The organism is Roseiarcus sp., assembly GCF_052145395.1.
Lineage (GTDB): Bacteria > Pseudomonadota > Alphaproteobacteria > Rhizobiales > Beijerinckiaceae > Roseiarcus.
Map to the genome: position 1 here is coordinate 1 of NZ_JBKQOT010000702.1, position 4,323 is coordinate 4,323.

Below are 4,323 nucleotides of genomic sequence, written 5' to 3' on the forward strand. Positions count from 1 at the left end.
GGGGCCCGGCATCAGGGGACCCTTCGCCTCGGAGCCTGCCCGCCTGGAAGCCATGCTCCTCGGTATGCAGGGCCTCGGTAAGCCCGGCGTCCATCAGGCGAAGATGATCGAATGGTGGATATGGAGGGAGTATTACCCGCTTCCCTATCAAGGCACGGTCAAGCCGCAACTTGCGACGTTGTCGGAGGCGGTGCGTCCCGCCGGCTCGAGCAATCCCTTCGAGATGGTGCCGTCTTACATGGGCAATCACCCGGAAATGATCAAACTGACACAACTCACGGCGACCCCTCCGACCCAGGCCATCCCCAAGTGCCTTGTCCACGACGCCATCCTGAACCCCCCCGTCACCTGGTGGGGACTCCATCATTTCCTGGAAGGTGCGGAAGAGCAGTTCACCACACATACTTTTCCGGCTCCCGGCTGCTCCGAGATTCACATGATCTGGACCGACTCGCCTTGCTGGATCACGTGCTGGAACGACTCCAACACCTATGTCCAGGCCCTGCAGAAGCCCTCCATCGAGTGCATCGTGGCCATGCATCCGTGGCTCGAGAACGACTGTCGACCAAGGAGGTCGGGCGAGAGGACGACGAAGATCGTCCACGTGTCGCGGATCTTCGTCAGCAGATCCTGTACCGCCATTGGGTCGGAGCTTCTGCAGACCGCCACGGGGTCCAGGCGGCTGGCTTTGCTTGGCCTCTTTCTCCCTGACCTCGGAGTAAGCTATTGATTTCAAAAAACCTTCTTTTTCGTAACAAGCTTCCGCTCTATGGGTGGCTCTCATTCTTTGGGCAGCCCTGCGAAGCGCATGGAGAGTTTACGATGCCAAATCCGAAATACGCCGCCTACGAGGCCGCGAAGCCGTACTTCGATCTGGTTCGAGGCGCGCTCGGCAACCTCGTGGATGGCGAGCACTTCTTCGACATCGTCAGCGACGACGTCCGCTACGAGGTTCTCTACGACGTGCCCGGGTGGCCCCGCCTGATCCGGGGGCGCGCCGATCTGATGGCGCAGTTCCTGGGCTATGTTGACAATATCGAGCTTCAATCCGCCGACAAGCTGATTACCCACAAGATGGACGACGGCCGGGTCGTGATCGTCGAATATGAAGTCCATGGGACTATTCTCGTGACAGGCGTGAAGTACAACAATCGCTTTTGCTCAATCATCAAGATTGAGGACCGGAAAATCGCGCACTGGAGAGACTATATGGACTCTCTCGCAGCCTGGAACGCATTGACGGCACCGGGGTGAATAAACGACTAGCACCCTAAGAAAACCAAGAGAAATATCCGCGAAGCAATCCCTTACGAGCGAATTGAGGCCAAGGGGGAAGCTCTAGGCGAGTCGATCGATCAGTCGCTGAAGGATCGGAGAGGACTCTCAGGCGTGAAACGTGCGCTTGCCGCCAGAAGGATCAGGGCTTTTCTGTCGCCCTTCGCGACTGCGAAAGCCATGCTAGGATGGCGTCGACCGAAACCGCCGCCCCACCCCCCATGGCCCCGTTCACTGTGCGCCTCGTCTCGTCTATCGCTGCCGTCGATCCGGCGGCATGGGACGCGTGCGCCAATCCGCCGGGGCTGTCCGAGACGGAAGCCGAAGGCGAGCGTTTCAACCCGTTCGTGACCCATGGTTTTCTTCACGCGCTCGAGGCGTCGGGCTCGACGGGAGGCCGGTCGGGATGGACGCCCGCGCATGTGATCGTCGAGGACGGCGCAGGCCGGATTGTCGCCGCGGCGCCGTCCTACCTCAAAAGCCACAGCCAGGGCGAGTACGTCTTCGACCACGCCTGGGCCGACGCCTACGAACGGGCGGGCGGGCATTACTACCCGAAGCTTCAGGTCGCAGTGCCCTTTACTCCAGCGACCGGACGTCGCCTGCTGTCGCCGGCGACGCTCCGGATGGCGCGCGCGAGGCCTTGATCGCGGGTTTGCGCGAGGTCAGGCGGCAGACGGCCGCCTCATCGATCCACGTCACCTTCCCGACCGCGGAGGACGCCGCAAGGCTCGAGCGACAGGGATTCCTCGTGCGCCACGGCGAGCAATTCCACTTTCTCTGCGACGGCTTCTCGACGTTCGACGACTTTCTCGCCGCTCTGGCGTCCCGCAAGCGCAAATCGATCAAGCGCGAGCGCCGGGACGCGCTCGGCGACGAGCTGACCGTGGAGTGGCTCACCGGATCATCAATCAAACCAGAACATTGGGACGCATTCTTCGCGTTTTACATGGACACAGGGTCGCGCAAGTGGGGCCGGCCCTACCTCACCCGCAGCTTCTTCACCCTTGCCGGAGCGGCCCTCGCCGACCGCATTCTGCTGGTCATGGCCAGGCGGGGCGGCCGCTATATCGCCGGCGCAATCAACTTCATCGGCGACGACGCCCTTTACGGCCGCAACTGGGGCGCAATCGAGGACCGTCCCTTTCTCCATTTCGAGGTGTGCTATTATCAGGCGATCGATTTCGCGCTGAGCCGCGGCCTGAAGCGGGTCGAAGCCGGTGCGCAGGGGGAGCACAAGCTTGCCCGCGGCTATCGTCCGGTCGTCACCTATTCGGCGCACGAATTCGCTGACGCGCGCCTTGAACGCGCGGTCGCGGACTATCTGCGGCATGAAAGGGCGGCCATCGCTCGGACAATCGCCCACTATGAGAATCACGCGCCCTTCAAGCGGGGCGATGACGGCAAAGTCGAGACGCTGGGAGAATCCTTTGACGCAGACCTATGACCCCGACAACATCTTCGCCAAGATCTTGCGCGGCGAAGCGCCTTGCACCCGGGTTTACGAGGACGACGTCTCCCTCGCCTTCATGGACGTGATGCCGCGCGCCGACGGTCACACGTTGGTCATCCCCAAGGTCGCCGCCCGCAACCTGTTTGACATCGCCCCCGACGACCTCGCCCGCTTCATGCCGGTGGTGCAGAAAGTGTCGCGCGCGGTCAAACTGGGAATGGCCGCCGAGGGCGTCGTCCTCCAGCAGTTCAACGAGGAGGCCGGAGGACAGCAGGTGTTCCACCTCCACTTCCATATTCTCCCTCGCTGGCCCGGCGTGGCGGTCCGCCCGCCCGGCGGCCCGTTCCAGAACGCTGAGGCGTTGCGCCCTCACGCCGAACGGATCATCGCGGCGTTCGCCGCTCTCTAAAGGCGAGGCCGCCGGTCTTCGGCGCGATCCAGGGACATGACGCACATGCATTACTTCCCGCTGAGCCTTGGCGTCGCGGGATTGTTTTTCGCCATGCTGGTCGGCCTGACGATCCTGGCGACGATCGGGCTTCTGAGCCGCGTTTCGACAGCGCTCGGCATCGACCCTCTCGCCGTGACGATGATTTTGTTCGCCTCCCTGGTCGGCTCCTATGTCAACATTCCCATCGCCCGCCTGCCAGGCGAGCGGGTCGTCACGCGCGAAGTCATGGAGTTCATGGGCATTCCGTTCCTCGCCCCAGTCGCGGTGGACTGGCCCGGAACGGTGCTGGCCATCAACGTCGGCGGCGCCGTCATTCCGATCCTGGTCTCGCTCTATCTGCTGATTCGGTACGAACTTTGGACGCTCGGTCTGATCGCCGTGGTGATCGTCGCCTTTTTCGTTCACCAGATGGCGGTCCCGGTGCCCGGGCTCGGCATCTCCGTTCCCACTTTTGTTCCTCCCCTGCTTGCGGCCTTCGCCGCCCTGGTCCTGTCGCGCCGCTTCGCCGCGCCGATCGCCTATATCGGCGGCAGCATCGGCGTGCTGGTCGGCGCAGATCTCCTCAACCTCGGCCTCCTGAGAAGTCTCGGCGCGCCGGTCGCGTCGATCGGCGGCGCCGGGACCTTCGACGGCGTTTTCCTCACCGGAGTGATCGCGGTCGTGTTGGCAAGCTTTGTCACCGGTTAACGCGAGCGCGATTCCGTCGCCGTTGCAAATGTTTGGTTAACCACGGGGCCCGCTTTTGTGTCTATTTTGCCACATGTATGAGCGAAGAGGCCGAAAACGAGCCGAATCGGTGGACTCCGGTATTTTCCAACCCTATAACAGCGTTGTTGATTTTCACGGGCGACGGCGCGCATATCGAGCGTTTGGCGGAGCCGATCTAAACGGAGAACGATGATGACGAAACGTTGGATGATGGGAGCTGCCGCCGCGGCGTTGACCGTTGCGACCGCTGTTGCTGCTCAGGCTGCTGACCTGCCGACCCGGAAGGAAGCCCCGGCGCCGGTGTTTGTTCCCCCGCCGTTCACCTGGACCGGGTTCTACGTCGGTTTGAACGCCGGCGGCATCTGGAGCAGCGGCAGCCGCAACGCAACCCTCATTGACCCCGGCGCCCTTTGGCTCTCGAGCTATTTCCCCGGCG

General features: G+C 62.6%; 4 protein-coding genes and 2 pseudogenes. All 6 read left to right on the top strand.

All coding sequences use genetic code 11. From position 1 onward, the window contains the following. Nucleotides 1–730, top strand: a 730-nt coding sequence (locus ACLP25_RS23975; RefSeq protein ID WP_442471634.1) for a hypothetical protein, incomplete at its 5' end; no start/stop codon positions are given. Nucleotides 731–822: 92 nt separating this feature from the next. Further along, nucleotides 823–1,254, top strand: coding sequence for a nuclear transport factor 2 family protein (locus ACLP25_RS23980; protein WP_442471635.1), 432 nt, complete (start codon nt 823–825; stop codon nt 1,252–1,254). A gap of 209 nt (nt 1,255–1,463) precedes the next feature. Then, nucleotides 1,464–2,722, top strand: a pseudogene (locus tag ACLP25_RS23985) (GNAT family N-acetyltransferase). Further along, nucleotides 2,706–3,137, top strand: a complete 432-nt coding sequence (locus ACLP25_RS23990) for an HIT family protein (RefSeq protein WP_442471636.1) — start codon at nt 2,706–2,708, stop codon at nt 3,135–3,137. The pseudogene ACLP25_RS23985 and the gene ACLP25_RS23990 overlap by 17 nt, the downstream one beginning before the upstream one ends. Before the next feature lie 36 nt (nt 3,138–3,173). Then, nucleotides 3,174–3,866, top strand: coding sequence for a DUF1614 domain-containing protein (locus tag ACLP25_RS23995; protein WP_442471637.1), 693 nt, complete (start codon nt 3,174–3,176; stop codon nt 3,864–3,866). Between the two features lie 210 nt (nt 3,867–4,076). Then, a pseudogene (locus tag ACLP25_RS24000) lies at nt 4,077–4,323 on the top strand (porin family protein); the annotation flags it as partial.

Excerpts from the sequence above, each read along its gene's own strand:
- ACLP25_RS23995 (WP_442471637.1), top strand. The coding sequence starts at position 3,174 with ATGACGCACATGCATTACTTCCCGCTGAGCCTTGGCGTCGCGGGATTG.
- ACLP25_RS23980 (WP_442471635.1), top strand. The coding sequence starts at position 823 with ATGCCAAATCCGAAATACGCCGCCTACGAGGCCGCGAAGCCGTACTTC.